Origin of the sequence: Flavobacterium sp. (assembly GCF_044369455.1) — a bacterium.
GTDB lineage: Bacteria > Bacteroidota > Bacteroidia > Flavobacteriales > Flavobacteriaceae > Flavobacterium.
Window position 1 is genome coordinate 352,056 of record NZ_JBIPLW010000001.1, and the last position, 15,844, is coordinate 367,899.

Genomic DNA, 15,844 nt, shown 5'->3' on the forward strand with positions numbered 1-15,844 from the left:
TTTGCGTTTATAATTGGTTAAAAAACTTTTTAAATCGTAATGAAATAACACCAAAAATTGCTTCTTTAATAATAGAACTACTCATTTTTGACTGTCCTTTAGTTCGGTCGGTAAAAATGACTGGTACTTCTTGAATGTTAAAATTTTTAGCGAAAGCTCTGTATTTCATCTCTATTTGAAAGGCATAGCCAATAAATTTAATCTTATCTAAATTTATTTTTTCTAAAACCTCTCTGCGGTAACAAATAAATCCTGCTGTTGCATCCATGATTTTCATGCCTGTAATCATTCGGACATATACCGATGCAAAATAAGAAAGTAACACCCTACTTAAAGGCCAGTTTACGACATTCACACCAGTAACATATCGAGAACCAATAGCTAAATCAGCGCGATTTGTATTACATGCCTCATGTAATCTTTCTAAATCGATTGGATTATGTGAAAAATCGGCATCCATTTCAAAAATGTATTCATATTGGTGCTTAAGTGCCCATTTAAAACCATGAACGTAAGCTGTTCCAAGTCCAGATTTTTTCATTCGTACTGACAAAAACAATTGGCCTTCAAACTCTGCTTGCAATTGACGCACTTTTTCGGCAGTTTTGTCTGGAGAATTATCATCAACAATTAAAACATGAAACTGTTTTTGCAAGGAAAACACCGCTTTAATGATGCTTTCAATATTTTCAATTTCATTATAAGTTGGAATAATTACAATACCGTCATTCATAGTAAGCGCTGTCAAACTTAGTTGCAAAAATAAACTTTTTATCAGAGCACTATCTTAATAATTTTATAATAATTTAACAAATAAAAAATCAGTAATTTTGTAGGGATTATGATAGAAACTGTTTTACAGCCACGTATTTTAGAACCTAGAGATTGGGCGACCTATCTTTTCGTATTTTCTTTTATTTTAATTGCTATTACAAAAACAGCGTTTGAAGGTAGATTTAGTGAATTCCTCAGAATTTTAGTTTCTGATAAATATATAAAAGTCTATAAAGACCCCTCCCATTTAATGAGTGGTTTTACAATACTCATGTTCATAGTTCAGGTTATTTCATTTTCATTTTTTATTCAGATAGTACTTCATACTTTAGGTTACGTTTCCAAAACAGATTGGATTGTATTTCTTCGGATTTTTACTTTTTTCGGCATATTTGTGCTCTCTAAATTTTTGATCGAAAAGATCGTTGCAGCGGTTTTTAACATCGAAGAATTTGTAGAACAATTTAACCTACAGAAAGTTAGTTACCGTACGTTTATTGGAATGATTTTGCTACCTATAAACATTTATTTGTTTTATAATAATTCGTCTTCAAATGTTTTGATTTATTGCGTAATTGGTGTTATTTTAATAATAAACCTTTTTTCTTATTTGGTTTCGCTGAAAATTTATCAAAATTTATTAATGAGCAAGTTGTTTTATTTTATTTTGTATCTTTGCGCACTTGAAATAGCGCCCTACTATTTTATTTATTATTTGATTACAAAAAATTTAGCACATTAGAATGTCCAATTTGAAAGTGAAAACAATTTTGGTGTCACAACCAGAGCCGAAAGTAGAGAATTCGCCTTATTTTGAATTACAGCAAAAACATAAGGTAAAAATTGATTTCCGATCATTTATACATGTAGAAGGGGTCAATGCAAAAGATGTTAGAGCTCAAAAAATTGACCTTAATAACTTTACGGCAATCATATTAACGAGTAGAAATTCTGTAGACCATTTTTTTAGAGTTGCTGAAGAAATGCGCTACAAAGTTCCCGAAGATTTAAAATATTTTTGTCAATCAGAAGCGATTGCATTTTATTTACAAAAGTATGTGGTTTATAGAAAGCGTAAAATTTATGTGGGTCAAAAGGACTTTGTCGATTTGTCTCCGTTGATAAAAAAATACAAAGAAGAAAAATTTCTTTTGCCCGCTTCTGACCAGTTGAATTTTGACATACCTCAAACATTGAGCAATCTAAAAGTTGATTGGACTCAAGCTACTTTTTACAAAACCGTTATGAGTGATTTGTCTGATTTGGCAGATGTATATTATGATGTTTTGGCTTTCTTTAGTCCAACAGGAATTAAATCGTTATTTAAAAATTTCCCGGATTTTCAACAAAATAATACTCGTATTGCTGTTTTTGGAAGCACTACTCAAAAAGAAGCTCTTGACAGTGGTTTACGTATTGATATTTTGGCTCCAACACCGGAAACACCATCAATGACTATGGCTTTAGAGAGGTATATTGCCGATGCGAATAAAGGAAAATAAAAAACTGATAAAACAAAAAAGCCATTCACAACTATAGAATGGCTTTTTTGTTTGGCTTACGGTTGTCTGTTATAATTGTGGTCCAGCCTTTACTAAACTTTGACCTTCATAATTATCTGTGTATTGCTCGAAATTTTTGATAAAAAGAGTCGCCAAATCAGTCGCTTTAGTATTCCAAGATGATTCACTTTCATAAGTATCTCTTGGATCTAATATTGAAGAATCTACATCATGCAAAGATGTTGGAACCTCTAAATTGAAAATAGGAACCATTTTAGTAGCTGCATTTTCAATCGAACCATCTACGATAGCATCAATAATAGCTCGTGTGTCTTTGATAGAAATTCGCTTCCCAGTTCCGTTCCAACCCGTGTTAACCATGTACGCTTTGGCATGGTTTTGCTCCATTTTCTTAACTAATTCTTCTCCATACTTAGTTGGGTGTAAGGTTAAAAAGGCTTTGCCAAAACAGGCAGAGAAAGTGGGTTGCGGCTCCGTTACTCCTCTCTCTGTGCCCGCTAACTTAGCTGTAAAACCAGACAGAAAATAATACTTTGTTTGTTCAGGTGTTAGTTTAGAAACAGGAGGCATCACTCCAAAAGCATCTGCGGTTAAGAAAATAACTTTATTGGCATGTCCCGCTTTTGAAATCGGCTTTACGATATTGTGTATGTGGTAAATTGGATAGGAAACTCTGGTATTTTGGGTTACGGAACCATCTTTAAAATCGATTATCCCATCTTTGTTTACAGTTACATTTTCTAAAAGTGCATCTCGTTTTATTGCATCATAAATATCCGGCTCGTTTGCAGCACTCAAATCTATCGTTTTGGCATAACATCCACCTTCAAAATTGAAAACACCTTCATCATCCCAACCGTGTTCATCATCGCCAATTAATTCTCGTTTTGGGTCTGTAGATAAGGTTGTTTTTCCAGTGCCTGAAAGTCCAAAGAAAACTGCCACATCACCTTCAGTTCCTTTATTGGCAGAACAATGCATTGACGCTATACCTTGCAAAGGCAGATAATAATTCATCATGGCAAACATTCCTTTTTTCATTTCGCCACCATACCAAGTACCCCCTATAATTTGAACTTTTTCAGTTAAATTAAAAGCAATAAATACTTCCGAATTTAACCCATGAGCTGCATAGTCTTTAAAAGAAGTTTTAGAACCGTTCATGACAATAAAATCAGGTTCTCCAAAATTTTCCAATTCTGCTTCTGTCGGACGAATAAACATATTGGTCACAAAGTGCGCTTGCCAAGCCACTTCCATAATAAAGCGAACTTTCAATCGTGTATTTTCATTAGCACCACAAAAGGCGTCAACAACATATAATTTCTTGCCAGATAGTTGATTGGTAGTAGTATCTTTTAATGCGTTCCACGTGTTTTGTGAAATTGGTTTATTATCATTAACCGCTTTTTCTGAATTCCACCAAATAGTATCTTCGGTGATGCTATCTTTAACGATATATTTGTCTTTTGGTGATCTGCCCGTAAAAACTCCTGTCATTACATTGACTGCTCCAAGTTCGGTAAGTTGCCCTTTTTCAAACCCTTCCAAATTTGGATCTAACTCATCATTGTATAATTTTTCAAAGGATGGATTGTGAATTATTTCTTCAACATTGGTAATCCCATATTTCTGTAACGAAATCGATTTCGTTGTCTGAGCGTAGTTCTCCATAGAAATTAGTTTGAGTTGCATTATAAATTAGACGGCAAAGGTAAAAATTAAATTTTAGAAACTATTTTTTTTATACTAAATTATCTTTTAGATTTTAAAATATACCAAAACAAAACACCCCAAGCCACTATTAATAAGGCACCGCCAATTGGTGTTACGATTCCAATAAATCTAAAATCTATTCCAGTTATTGCTTTGGTAGTAAGCAAATAAATTGATCCAGAGAAGAAAAATACTCCAAAAAGCACTAGTTGAAAAACTCTCTTCTTTACTTTTTCACTTAGGTTACTTACTTGTCCTAAAAACAACAAAAAAAGGGCATGATACATTTGGTACTTCACACCTGTTTCAAATGAACTAAGTTGTTCTACTGACAATTCTTTTTTTAATGCATGAGCACCAAAAGCTCCCAATACAATTGCTGTCATTCCCATGAAAGCAGCAACACTTATTATTTTTCTTTCCATTATTGTAAGTCCATACTAAAAGACAAATTTATTCGTTATCCTGATACGATTAAAATAAAATTCACATTTCTTTTGGAGTTTGAACCATTATAAAAATTTTATATTTGCACATTCAATTTACATTCTATGAATAAGTTCCTTTTTTTCCTTTATTTCATTTTTACTTTCAGTTCGTTTAGTATAGCAAATAGTCAAACAATAAAAGCAGGTGAAAAATTAGTTTTTGCTGGTTCTTATAATATGAGTGGGCTGATGACTCAATTGGCTCAAGTTACTATGTCGACTGAAAATGTAACCACTGCAAAAAACAGTTATTTACATTTAAGTTGTGAATTGTCAACCTACACCAAATGGGATTCATTTTTTAAGATTAGAGACATTTATGAATCATATGTAAATCCGATAACTTTAAAACCAAACCTATACAAAAGAAGTATCGACGAAGGTGGTTATACAAAAAAAGAAAAATATGTTTTTAAAGGTACAACTGTAAACAGTACCGTTAAAAAAAGAAACAAACCTGAAACACAAAAAAACTTTTCTATTGGAAGTTCTACCCAAGATGTGATTTCACTGTTGTATAAAGTTAGAACTATGGATTTATCTAAATTCAAAGAAGGACAAACTCAAAATCTTATTATTGTTTTTGATGAAAAACAAATTCCTGTTACCCTAAAATATATGGGGAAAGAAACTATAAATGCTGGTAATCTAGGCAAAAAAGAATGCTATAAATTATCAATTGGTGCCAAAACCGATGCGTTAAAAGGAAAAGATAAAAACCTTATTTGGCTTACTGCTGATAGCAAAAAAATTCCAGCTTTATTAAAATTTAGCATTCCGGTTGGAACAGGACAATTGACATTAACGGCTGCAAACGGAATTTAATACAATTACAATGAGAAAATTATTTTTAGTTCTTGGAATATTATTTACATTGATTGCTATTACTTTTTCCGTATTACCAATGGATACCATTGCCTTTTTACCCATTGGGTTGGCTTTGCTTTTTTGCTTGGTATTGCTAAAAAAATCGAATGAAAATCAAAAAAAACTCCCAAATATTTTATTGCTTTTGTGCGTGACTTCTTCTGTGTTTGTATTAGGAAAAACACTTTTGATTAAAGATGAAGTAGAAAAAGACGCTAAATTTGAAAAGGAAAAAATCGAAACCAAACAAGAAGCTAAAAAAGAACTCGAAGCTCTTGAAAAGGATTTGGAATAAAAAACAACCGGATGAGAAAAATATTAATCATTGGTGCCGGACGATCAGCATCTTCACTAATTCAATACCTATTAAATAAATCCTATCAAGAAAATTTACACTTGACTATTGGCGATTTGTCTCTGGAATTAGCCCTACGCAAAACCAATAACCATCCCAACGCCAAAGCAATTGCGTTAGATATTACCGACGAAAAGCAACGACAAACCGAAATTAAAAAAGCTGATATCGTGATTTCGATGTTGCCTGCTCATTTGCATATTGATGTGGCTAAAGACTGTGTGACTTTCAAAAAAAACATGGTTACCGCTTCCTATGTTTCCGATGCGATGCAAAGTTTGGATGCCGAAGTAAAAGCCAACGGTTTGGTTTTCATGAACGAAATTGGGCTCGATCCTGGCATAGACCATATGAGTGCCATGAAAATAATTCATGAAATTGAAGACAAAGGCGGAAAGGTAATTTTATTCGAATCGTTTTGTGGCGGATTAGTAGCTCCAGAAAGTGATAACAATCTGTGGAATTATAAATTTACTTGGGCGCCAAGAAATGTAGTGCTAGCAGGTCAAGGTGGCGCCGCTAAATTTATTCAAGAAGGAAAATACAAATACATTCCATATCACAAATTATTCCGCAGAACCGAGTTTTTACACGTAGAAGGTTACGGTAAATTTGAAGGTTATGCCAATCGCGATTCATTAAAATACCGAAGTGTTTATGGCTTAGATAATGCTTTGACATTATACCGCGGTACGATTCGCCGTGTGGGTTTCTCGAAAGCATGGAATATGTTTGTGCAACTCGGGATGACCGATGACACTTACGTTCTTGACGATTCCGAAAGCTTAAGTTATCGTGATTTTATCAATCTGTTTTTGCCGTATTCACCCACAGATTCTGTTGAAATCAAAACCCGTTTGCAACTCGGCATTGAACAAGATGATATCATGTGGGACAAACTACTAGAATTGGATTTGTTTAACCCAAACAAAAAAGTGGGCCTTAAAAATGCTACTCCAGCCCAAATCTTAGAACGCATCTTAAATGACAGTTGGACATTACAACCCGAAGACAAAGACATGATTGTGATGTATCATAAATTTGGTTACGAAATTAATGGTGAACGCAAACAAATAGATTCGAAAATGGTGTGCATTGGCGACGACCAAACCTACACCGCTATGGCAAAGACCGTTGGTTTACCTTTGGCAATGGCGGCGATTCAAATATTGAATGGCAAAATCAAAACTCCAGGTGTGCAATTACCTATTAAAAAAGAAGTGTACGAACCGATTCTGAAAGAACTCGAAGAATTTGGCGTGATTTTCAACGAAACCGAAATGCCATATGTGGGTTATAATCCTGATAAGTTGGTGGGGAATTAAATTTTTTTAAAGCGATAGGCTTGGGATTTATCAGCAATAGCAATTCCTGCCTTTCATTCTATCTTTTTCTTTTCAAGAAAAAGGATGCCATTTCAGTCAGGGCTAAAAGATTTTCCATTTTTATTTTTGTTAACTTCCTTAATGAACCTTAATTTCTTAATGTTTCAAACCATAGCAGTAACCAATTTCATTTTTTTTATTTCTATTTAAAACAAAAATCTTACTTTTACTTTCAAATTACTTGAAATGAAAATAAATCAACTACAAATAGAAATTGACGGTATCGATAAAGAAATCCTCCGCGACTTGATGCAAGATGCCCGAAAACCCATTTTACAAATTGCTAATAAAATTGGAATATCTGGCGCTGCCATTCACCAACGGTTACGAAAACTAGAAGATGCTGGCGTTATTGCTAGTTCAAAATTAATGGTTGACAACAAGGTTTTGGGTTATAAAACCATGGCGTTTATTGGTATTTACTTAGACAAAGCATCAAGTAATGCCGAAGCAGTAAAAGAACTTAAAAAAATTCCAGAAGTATTAGAATGTCACTATACTACGGGAAATTGGAGCATTTTAATTAAAATTATTTGTAGAGATAACGAACATTTAATGCAACTCTTGAACAAGAAAATCCAACCCATTGACGGTGTTTCAAGAACGGAAACGTTTATTTCGTTGGAACAACAAATTGAACGGCAAATACAACTTTAAAATAAACCCTATCAGAGTTTATCCCGAGACTTCGGGACTGACAGGGTTTCCTGTATTGATTTCATCAACCTTAATCTCTTCTGCCAAAAACCTGCAACGCCCAATATAACAGCGAAGCCAAAGCTCCAATAGCAGCAACTACATAAGTTCGCGCTGCCCATTTCAAGGCATCTTCAGCTCCGGCATATTCCTCTTGGCTCACCATATTTTTGTTTTTTAACCAAGCCAAAGCTCTGTTGCTGGCATCATACTCAACCGGCAATGTGATAAAACTAAACGCCGTTGCCACCGCCATTAATACCAAACCAATTACGGCAATATAAAATCCGAAACCTAATCCTGCTGCCGCGCCAAGTATTAATCCTCCAAAAATCAAATATTGTGAAAGTGTGGAAGAAACGTTTACAATTGGCACTAACTGAGAACGCAATTGTAACATAGAATAAGCCGTAGCGTGTTGCACTGCATGACCACATTCGTGTGCAGCTACTGCCGCTGCCGAAGCATTTCGCTGATTATAAACGGACTCACTCAAATTAACCGTTTTGTCAACAGGATTGTAGTGATCTGTTAATTGCCCTGGTGTAGATATGACTTTTACATCATAAATGCCGTTGTCTTGAAGCATTTTCTGAGCGATTTCGGCACCAGACATACCGTTTCTTAAATGCACTTTGGAGTATTCTGCAAATTTGCTTTTCAGTTTTGAACTTACTAGCCAGCTTACTAATGCAATGGCGCCGATTAAAATATAGTATTCAAACATAATTATAATTTTTAAAATTATTTTTATTAGTAGCAAATTATGCACCAAATGTTACAAATGCCAAAGTGACATTTTTTAAATAACCTCTATCCTACAAAGTTAATCACTTTCCCAGGCACGATAATCACTTTGTTTGGTGTTTTCCCCTCCAAATGTTTTATGGTGCGTTCATCCGCCATGACAATTTCTTGTATTTGGGGAACGGTTAAATCCAATGATAGCTTGATGGTGAAACGCATTTTCCCGTTAAACGAAACCGGATATTCTTTCTCTCTTTCTACCAAATACTTTTCTTCATATACCGGAAATGGAACCGTTGAAATAGAACCCGAATGCCCTAACTGTGCCCAAAGTTCTTCCGCAATATGTGGCGCATAGGGCGAAATTAGAATTGCCAAAGGTTCTAAAATTTTACGATGATTGCATTTTAGCATTGCCAACTCATTGACACAAATCATAAACTGTGAAACCGATGTATTGAACGAGAAATTCTCGATGTCTTCGGTTACTTTCTTGATGGTTTTGTGTAATGATTTAAATGCCTCCCCTAACCCCTCCGAAGGAGGGGAATCATCCACATAAAAAGTTTCGTTTTCGCCAGAGTGATATAGTTTCCAAAGTTTTTTTAGGAAACCTGAAACGCCTGTTATTCCTGCCGTGTTCCAAGGTTTGGCTTGTTCTAATGGGCCAAGGAACATTTCGTATAAACGCAAGGTATCCGCACCATAATCATTACAAATATCATCGGGATTGACTACGTTGTATTTGGATTTGGACATTTTTTCGACTTCGCGACCAACGATGTATTTTCCATTATCTCGAATAAATTCTGCATCTTTATATTCTGAATAAAGTGGATGACTTAAAAATGCATCAACATCCAATTCATTAGCTATGTCATTAATAACTGATAAATCAACATGAATTGGAATTGTATTTATTTGAATTTCATATTGATTGATATTTGCAGCAATCTCTTTTGCCTCTTCGGGCGAATCAATATTCTTTGATTGTAAAACAAAAACTTCTTTTAGTTTTTCTTGATCTTTTAAAATAGAACTTGATATAACTGATAATTTATTAAATAGAGTTATTCTTCCATTTTGATTATCTTTTATTGATTTCCAACTATAATCCTGAACTCTATAAACAAAAGCACTCATCCCCAAAATCATTCCCTGATTAATCAACTTTTTAAACGGTTCTTCCGTTGGGGCGTATCCAATGTCTTTTAGAAATTTGTTCCAAAAACGAGAGTATAATAAATGTCCGGTTGCATGTTCGCTTCCGCCAATGTATAAATCTACGTTTTCCCAATAGTTAAGTGCTTCCTGACTGGCAAACTCGGCGTCATTGTGCGCATCCATATAACGCATCCAATACCACGAACTTCCAGCCCAACCTGGCATGGTGTTTAATTCTAAAGGAAATATGGTCTTGTCATCAATCAACTGATTACTAACGACTGAACACTGAACACTATCCCAAGCCCAATCCGTAGCATTTCCTAACGGTGGCTGTCCGTCTTCGGTAGGCAAGTATTTTTCAACTTCTGGAAGGACTATTGGTAAATGTTTGGCATCAATCATCTGCGGCAATCCATTTACATAATACACCGGAAATGGTTCGCCCCAATAGCGTTGTCTTGAGAACACGGCATCGCGCAAACGGTAATTAGTTTTGCCTTTCCCTTGTCCGATTTTCTCCAATTCCTCAATCACTTTTTTGGTGGCTTCTTTATAGCCCAATCCGTTTAAGAAATCGGAGTTTACCAATTGAAAACCTTCTTTACTGACAAACGCTGTTTCGGAAATATCTTGATTGAAAATGTTTTTGATTGGAATATTAAAATGTTTTGCGAAAGCATAATCACGTTCATCGCCACAAGGCACTGCCATAACAGCTCCGGTTCCGTAACCTGCCAAAACATAATCGCCAATCCATATTGGAATGGGTGCTGCCGTAAACGGATGTTCGGCAAACGCCCCTGTGAAAACACCCGAAATGGTTTTGATATCTGCCATTCTTTCTCTTTCGGAGCGTTTTGCGGTGGCTTCAATATAAGCATCAACAGCCGCTTTTTGTGCTGGTGTTGTGATTTGGGAAACCAATTCGTGTTCTGGTGCTAACGTCATAAAAGTTACTCCGAAGATGGTATCGGGGCGGGTGGTAAAGACTTCAATTGACCTCACCCCCAACCCCTCTCCAATGGAGAGGGTAGCTTTAGTATCTATTGACGCTCTCTTTTGTAATTCAGATTTAATTTTAGACAAAACAGTATTTAAGTCTTTTTCAACTTCTTGATTGGTAAATCGAATAACTTTAAAATAATGCTTTTGTTCTAAAATCAATGTTCTTTCCTCATCTCTCTCCTTTTGCTCTATATCATTATGATACCCGCCATCAATTTCTATAACTAATTTTTTATCTAACGATACAAAATCAACAATAAAATTTCCGATATAATGTTGCCTTCTAATTTTAAATCCTAGATTAGAATTTCGCAACTCTTTCCACAAAATCTCTTCAGCTTCCGTTTGTTCTTTTCGATTATTTCTGGCTAAACCTACTAATTCTTTAGCATATAATGGATTTGCAGTTTTATAACCTGGTTTAGAAGCTTGGCTCCCCTCTCCTTTGGAGAGGGGTTGGGGGTGAGGAAAAACTTTAAACTTTACTAATCCTCCAACCGATTTTCCAATCCAGTTTCGTTGACTTTCCTTAATACTTTCACTCCAATCAATAGTTTCTAGACCTTGCAATAATCTTTCGGCATAGGCAGAAATTCGCATCGACCATTGCGTCATTTTTTTGCGAATAACAGGATGCCCGCCACGTTCAGAAACTCCGTTTACAATTTCGTCATTCGCCAAAACAGTTCCTAATGCTGGACACCAATTTACTTCGGTTTCTGCCAAATACGTTAATCGGTATTGCAACAGGATTTGTTGTTTCTTTTCTTCCGAAAAAGAATTCCATTCTTCAGCAGAAAAAGAGGTAATGTTATCATCACAAACCGCATTTACTCCCGAAACTTCGGGAGCATTTCCTGCTTTCTCAAAAATGGAGATTAAATTTGAAATATCTTCTGCTTTATCAGTATCCTTATTGTACCAGGAGTTGAACAATTGAATAAAAATCCACTGCGTATGTTTGTAATAATTGGGATTAGACGTGCGCACTTCTCTACTCCAATCGAAAGAAAAACCAATTTTGTCTAACTGTTCACGGTAACGCGCAATGTTTTCACGAGTAGTTTTCTCAGGATGTTGGCCAGTTTGAATGGCATATTGTTCTGCTGGTAAACCAAAAGAATCATATCCTTGTGGGTGCAACACATTGAATCCTTTGTGGCGTTTGAAACGTGCTACAATATCGGAAGCAATATAGCCAAGTGGATGCCCAACGTGTAAACCAGCGCCAGAGGGATAAGGAAACATATCGAGAACATAATATTTTGGTTTTTCCTCCCCTAACCCCTCCAAAGGAGAGGAAGTTGGGTTAATGGCTTTAAACGTTTGGTTTTCGGCCCAGTATTTTTGCCATTTGGCTTCGATTTTTTCGTGATGGTATTTCATTCTTGATTTTTATTATTCTACACCTGACAGGTTATAAAAAAGCTGTCAGATGTATTTATACATATACTTTTTTAGCCCCGATTGCAGTGGAAATCCTTTTTCTTTTTGTCCCTTCGACAAGCTCAGGATGACAAAAAGAAAAAGATCTGCCTGCCGACAGGCAGGTTGTAACGGAAAGCGGGAAAATGGATGGTAAATAAGCCCAAGCCATTTGCTTCTAAAAAATTTTAGGGACAAATTTACGGTTATTATAATAAAGTTAAAAGTTTGTACGTTATAAAGGAGAAAAACAATTTTCTTTATTATTTTTACCACATTAAAATACAATATATGTCATCATCATTTGAAAAGTTTCAGAATCGCAGAGTGATTACCTCTTATTTTTCGGTAGTGCTGAGTGTCTTTTTAGTGTTGTTTCTATTAGGTATTTTGGGACTTTTTGTCATTAATTCTAAGCGGTTGTCTGATAATTTTAAAGAAGAAATTGCGATGACTGTTTTCTTCAAAACAGAAACTCCAGATTCAACAATAACGGCTTTCACCAATGAGTTAAAAACGGCAAAATTTGCAAAATATTTCGAATATGTTTCTAAAGAAAAGGCGGCGGAAAAACACATGAAAGTAATTGGAGAAGATTTTATGCAATTTTTAGGCGTAAATCCGCTACAAAATTCTTTTGATATTCATCTTAAAGCGGACTATGTGACCAATCAGGGTATTGCGAAAATTGAAAACCGTTTGCGTAAAAATGACATGATTGCTGATATCGTTTATGACAAGCAATTGGTGACAATGGTCAATGATAATATTAAAAACATTAGTATGTGGATATTAATTATCAGTTGTGTTTTTGCGTTCGTTTCTGTTTTACTTATCAATAGTTCACTGCGTCTGTCTATTTTTGCCAACCGATTTATTATTAAAACCATGCAAATGGTTGGGGCGACCAAATCGTTTATACGTAAACCATTTATTCAACGTTCTGTTTATTTAGGATTGATAGGTTCTGCTTTAGCTATCCTGGCATTAATTGGCGTATTGATTTACATTGAAACTACGTTTCCTAATTTAGGTATTTTAGAAGATAAACTCGCTATTGCAATTGTGCTTGTTGGTGTTGTTGTTTTAGGAGTAATGATTTCCTGGATAAGCACTTATTTTGCAACCCAACGCTTTTTGAATTTAAGAACAGACGATTTGTATTAAAAAAGAGAATGATAATAGACAAAGATTTTAAAAATAATATTCAGCTGAGATGCTGAAATAAATTCAGCATAAATGAAAAACAACGAGCAAAAACCAGATTTTCTTTTTGAAAAGGTAAACTACAAATTCCTAATGATTGGCATTGCGATTATCGCATTAGGGTTTATATTGATGAGTGGCGGTGGAAGCGATGATCCAAAAGTTTTTAGCGAAGATGTTTTCAGTTTTAGACGAATTCGATTAGCGCCAACCGTAGTTTTAATTGGTTTTGGAATTACGATATATTCTATTTTCAAGAAATCTAAATCGGAATAATGGATTATTTGCAAGCGATTCTGATCGCAATTGTAGAAGGATTAACGGAATATTTACCCGTATCTTCTACAGCACACATGATTTTTACGAGTTCTTTTTTTGGAATACAAGAAGATGAGTTTGTAAAGTTATTCCAAGTTTCTATTCAATTTGGCGCCATCTTGGCTGTTGTGGTTTTGTATTGGAGAAAGTTTTTTGATTTCTCAAAAATCAATTTCTATAGTAAACTAGCCTTTGCTGTAATTCCTGCTTTAGTTTTAGGAAAATTATTTGATGACAAAATTGACGAAGTACTTGGGAACCCAATTCCGATTGCGATTGTATTAATTATTGGCGGCATTATATTATTGTTTATAGATGGCCGATTTCACAGTCCAACGATAGCTCACGAGGAGGATATAACCATAAAAAAAGCGGTGACTATAGGATTTTGGCAATGCTTGGCAATGATGCCAGGCACCAGTCGTTCAGCGGCTTCAATTATTGGTGGAATGCAACAAGGATTAACTCGCGAAACCGCGGCGGAATTTTCATTTTTTCTTGCTGTTCCTACCATGTTAGCCGTTACTACTTATTCATTGTTTTTAAAAACATATGAAGTTTCTCAGTTAAAAGGATATGAACTTCTGACGCAATCAAGTGAGAAAATGAAAATGTTCTTTTTAGGAAACATTGTTGCCTTTGCAGTTGCCATTATTGCTATTAAATTTTTTATTGGAATCATCAAAAAATATGGTTTTAAACCTTGGGGATATTATCGAATCATAGCAGGTGTTATTCTTTTAGCCTACTTTTCATTAAACAAATAAGATTTGAAAACTGCCGAAGATTTTTTAGAAGGTCAAATATTATTGATTGATAAACCTTTGACTTGGACCTCATTTCAGGCGGTGAATAAACTCAAGTATATTTTAAAAAGAAAATACAATCTTCCGAAGAAATTTAAAATTGGTCATGCCGGAACTTTAGATCCTTTGGCTACTGGTTTACTTATTATTTGTACTGGTAAATTTACCAAACGAATTACTGAAATTCAGGCGCAAGCAAAAGAATATACTGGAACATTTACCGTTGGGGCAACGACGCCGTCTTATGATATGGAAACCGAAGTGGATACTGCTTTCCCAACCGAACATATAGCCGCTGCGTTAATTCAAGAAACTACCAAACAATTTATTGGTGAAATTGACCAAAAACCGCCTATTTTTTCGGCTATCAAAAAAGAAGGAAAGCGACTGTATGAGCACGCGCGTGCTGGAGAGGAAGTTGAAATTTCGTCAAGAAAAACTACGATTCATGAGTTTGAAATCACCAGAATAGCCTTACCTGAAATTGATTTTAGAGTGGTTTGCAGCAAAGGAACTTATATTCGTTCACTTGCTTTTGACTTTGGAAAAGCGCTACATTCTGGCGCTTATTTATCGGCATTGCGCAGAACAAAAATTGGCAATTATGATGTAGTCAATGCTAAACTTCCAGCGGCATTTGAGCAGCAGCTAAATCAATTTTAAACATCAAATCCAATATTTCTTTTTGGGTCGACAAGCCTTTATCATGCAAATACCATAATTGCAAATTAGTTTTTGCGGTTTCGTCAACTACTCCGTGTTTGGCTTTGTAATCAAGTATTAGGTTTTTGGCTCCCAATGGTCTAGGTCCAAAATGCCCTAAAATCTCGAGCGTTTTTTTATTTATAATTATAAGCTTCGGAATTGATTTAGTTCCATTCGTCAAAAAAAGATTCATCAAGTCTTCGTTTTCATCTCGAAAAACAAATTGCAAATCAATTTTATCTGAAACCTCAGCCATTTTTTGAACAACTGGTAGAATCTGAGCGGCATCGCCACACCAACCTTCAGAAATGACTAACCAAATATAGTCGGCTTTTAGTTGATTTAGTTCTTGAGCATACGCTGCAGTAATTTTAATCGTTTTCTCTAAACGATTCATGCGCACTTCATTCAATTCAGAATAATGCGTCAATGCTTCGGATTGTTCATTCCCAGTTGACTTTCCCTCTTTCAATAAAGATGAAATCGCATTTCTGTAGGCTTCATAACTAAAACTTTGCCCTAAACTTTTCTTAATAATAGCTAACATAACGTAAATTTTTCGTTGCAAAGTTACAAACCTAAAGAGCAAAAAAATCATGATATTTATTAGTAAACATTATTTTTCTTGTGTTGGATACAAAAACAGAATATGTTTATATTT

The 15,844-nt window shown here is 34.9% G+C and carries 16 protein-coding genes; 10 read left to right on the forward strand and 6 right to left on the reverse strand.

Features of this window, described 5'->3' with window-relative positions:
* Window positions 1–7: 7 nt before the first annotated feature.
* A complete protein-coding gene (locus tag ACIQ2L_RS01505) occupies window positions 8–733 on the reverse strand; it encodes a polyprenol monophosphomannose synthase (RefSeq protein WP_396155732.1) in 726 nt (241 codons plus the stop codon).
* A gap of 108 nt (window positions 734–841) precedes the next feature.
* Between ACIQ2L_RS01505 and ACIQ2L_RS01510 the strand changes: the two genes are divergently transcribed.
* Both ACIQ2L_RS01510 and ACIQ2L_RS01515 read left to right on the forward strand, forming a co-directional pair.
* Window positions 842–1,516, forward strand: a complete 675-nt coding sequence (locus ACIQ2L_RS01510; protein ID WP_396155734.1) for a DUF4271 domain-containing protein — start codon at window positions 842–844, stop codon at window positions 1,514–1,516.
* A 10-nt stretch (window positions 1,517–1,526) separates the two neighbouring features.
* Window positions 1,527–2,276 carry a uroporphyrinogen-III synthase gene (locus ACIQ2L_RS01515; protein ID WP_396155967.1) on the forward strand — a complete coding sequence of 250 codons (750 nt, stop codon included), beginning with the start codon at window positions 1,527–1,529 and terminating at the stop codon, window positions 2,274–2,276.
* A 69-nt stretch (window positions 2,277–2,345) separates the two neighbouring features.
* Here ACIQ2L_RS01515 and pckA read toward each other — a convergent pair whose 3' ends face one another.
* Together pckA and ACIQ2L_RS01525 are read right to left on the reverse strand one after the other, a co-directional pair.
* Window positions 2,346–3,971, reverse strand: a complete 1,626-nt coding sequence (gene pckA / locus ACIQ2L_RS01520; protein ID WP_396155736.1) for a phosphoenolpyruvate carboxykinase (ATP) — start codon at window positions 3,969–3,971, stop codon at window positions 2,346–2,348.
* 80 nt (window positions 3,972–4,051) lie between these two features.
* Window positions 4,052–4,438: a DUF423 domain-containing protein gene (locus ACIQ2L_RS01525; protein ID WP_396155738.1), complete on the reverse strand. Its 387-nt coding sequence runs from the start codon at window positions 4,436–4,438 to the stop codon at window positions 4,052–4,054.
* A 126-nt stretch (window positions 4,439–4,564) separates the two neighbouring features.
* Here ACIQ2L_RS01525 and ACIQ2L_RS01530 point away from each other — a divergent pair, with 126 nt between their 5' ends.
* The 4 genes from ACIQ2L_RS01530 (at window position 4,565) to ACIQ2L_RS01545 (ending at window position 7,765) form a co-directional block, all read left to right on the forward strand.
* On the forward strand, window positions 4,565–5,326 hold the full coding sequence (locus ACIQ2L_RS01530; RefSeq protein ID WP_396155740.1) for a DUF3108 domain-containing protein: 762 nt from the start codon (window positions 4,565–4,567) through the stop codon (window positions 5,324–5,326).
* A gap of 10 nt (window positions 5,327–5,336) precedes the next feature.
* Window positions 5,337–5,663, forward strand: a complete 327-nt coding sequence (locus ACIQ2L_RS01535; RefSeq protein WP_396155742.1) for a hypothetical protein — start codon at window positions 5,337–5,339, stop codon at window positions 5,661–5,663.
* A gap of 11 nt (window positions 5,664–5,674) precedes the next feature.
* A complete protein-coding gene (locus ACIQ2L_RS01540; protein WP_396155744.1) occupies window positions 5,675–7,048 on the forward strand; it encodes a saccharopine dehydrogenase family protein in 1,374 nt (457 codons plus the stop codon).
* A gap of 246 nt (window positions 7,049–7,294) precedes the next feature.
* Window positions 7,295–7,765 (forward strand): Lrp/AsnC family transcriptional regulator, encoded by a 471-nt coding sequence (locus ACIQ2L_RS01545; protein WP_396155746.1) that lies wholly within the window; start codon window positions 7,295–7,297, stop codon window positions 7,763–7,765.
* A gap of 70 nt (window positions 7,766–7,835) precedes the next feature.
* Here ACIQ2L_RS01545 and ACIQ2L_RS01550 read toward each other — a convergent pair whose 3' ends face one another.
* Together ACIQ2L_RS01550 and ACIQ2L_RS01555 are read right to left on the reverse strand one after the other, a co-directional pair.
* Window positions 7,836–8,531: a zinc metallopeptidase gene (locus ACIQ2L_RS01550; RefSeq protein ID WP_396155748.1), complete on the reverse strand. Its 696-nt coding sequence runs from the start codon at window positions 8,529–8,531 to the stop codon at window positions 7,836–7,838.
* A gap of 86 nt (window positions 8,532–8,617) precedes the next feature.
* Entirely contained in the window at window positions 8,618–12,109 is a 3,492-nt protein-coding gene (locus ACIQ2L_RS01555; protein ID WP_396155750.1) for a leucine--tRNA ligase, read from the reverse strand.
* 330 nt (window positions 12,110–12,439) lie between these two features.
* On the opposite strand from ACIQ2L_RS01555, the gene ACIQ2L_RS01560 reads away from it, so the two are divergent.
* From ACIQ2L_RS01560 to truB, 4 genes are all read left to right on the forward strand, one after another.
* Window positions 12,440–13,315 carry a cell division protein FtsX gene (locus tag ACIQ2L_RS01560; RefSeq protein ID WP_396155752.1) on the forward strand — a complete coding sequence of 292 codons (876 nt, stop codon included), beginning with the start codon at window positions 12,440–12,442 and terminating at the stop codon, window positions 13,313–13,315.
* 72 nt (window positions 13,316–13,387) lie between these two features.
* Window positions 13,388–13,630, forward strand: a complete 243-nt coding sequence (locus ACIQ2L_RS01565) for a DUF3098 domain-containing protein (RefSeq protein ID WP_396155754.1) — start codon at window positions 13,388–13,390, stop codon at window positions 13,628–13,630.
* Window positions 13,630–14,439 (forward strand): undecaprenyl-diphosphate phosphatase, encoded by an 810-nt coding sequence (locus ACIQ2L_RS01570; RefSeq protein WP_396155756.1) that lies wholly within the window; start codon window positions 13,630–13,632, stop codon window positions 14,437–14,439. Before ACIQ2L_RS01565 ends, ACIQ2L_RS01570 begins: the two co-directional genes overlap by 1 nt.
* Window positions 14,440–14,442: 3 nt before the next feature.
* Window positions 14,443–15,141: a tRNA pseudouridine(55) synthase TruB gene (gene truB, locus ACIQ2L_RS01575; RefSeq protein ID WP_396155758.1), complete on the forward strand. Its 699-nt coding sequence runs from the start codon at window positions 14,443–14,445 to the stop codon at window positions 15,139–15,141.
* Here truB and ACIQ2L_RS01580 read toward each other — a convergent pair.
* Window positions 15,098–15,730: a thioredoxin family protein gene (locus tag ACIQ2L_RS01580; protein WP_396155760.1), complete on the reverse strand. Its 633-nt coding sequence runs from the start codon at window positions 15,728–15,730 to the stop codon at window positions 15,098–15,100. The genes truB and ACIQ2L_RS01580 overlap by 44 nt on opposite strands.
* Window positions 15,731–15,844: the final 114 nt, after the last annotated feature.